The 598-nt window shown below is 73.7% G+C and carries 1 protein-coding gene; it reads right to left on the reverse strand.

Annotated features, from left to right (window positions below; all coding sequences use genetic code 11):
• The coding region (locus ACOV8S_RS31115) for a condensation domain-containing protein (protein WP_448321834.1) at window positions 1-579 on the reverse strand (579 nt) is incomplete at its 3' end.
• Window positions 580-598 lie beyond the last annotated feature (19 nt).

Here is a 598-nt window from a genome sequence, read left to right on the forward strand (position 1 = left end):
GTGGGCGAGCTGCTCGTGGGCGGTGCTGCCGGGGTCGTCGGGGTCGCCGAGCATGTCCCGCTGCCACAGCGCGTAGTCCGCGTACTGGACGGGCAGCGGCTCCCATCCGGGGGCCCGGCCCTGGAGCCGGGCCCGGTAGGCGGTGTCGAGGTCGCTGAGGAGGCAACCGACGGACCAGCCGTCGGAGGCGATGTGGTGGAGCAGCAGCGCCAGCACGGCGGTGTCGTCCGGGACGGTGAACAGCCGGGCCCGCAGCGGCAGTTCGACGGTGACGTCGACGGGAGTGCGGACGAACGCGGTGACCGCCGCCTCCAGGTCGTCGCCCCCGGCGCAGCGCTGCGTCTCCAGCCGTACGTCCGGTGCGTCGACGATCCGCTGGTAGGGCTCCGCGTCCTCGGCGGGATAGACCGTACGCAGGACCTCGTGGCGTTCCACGACGTCCCGCACCGCGGCCTCGAGCGCCTCCCGGTCGGGGACGGCGGCGAGACGGAGCACGACGGGGGCGTTGTAGGCCGGCGACGCGCCCTCCAGGCGGTTCAGGAACCACAGCCGGCGCTGGGCGTAGGACAGGGGGATCACGGTTGCTGCTCCTCAGGGA

Source organism: Streptomyces sp. CO7 (genome assembly GCF_053474865.1).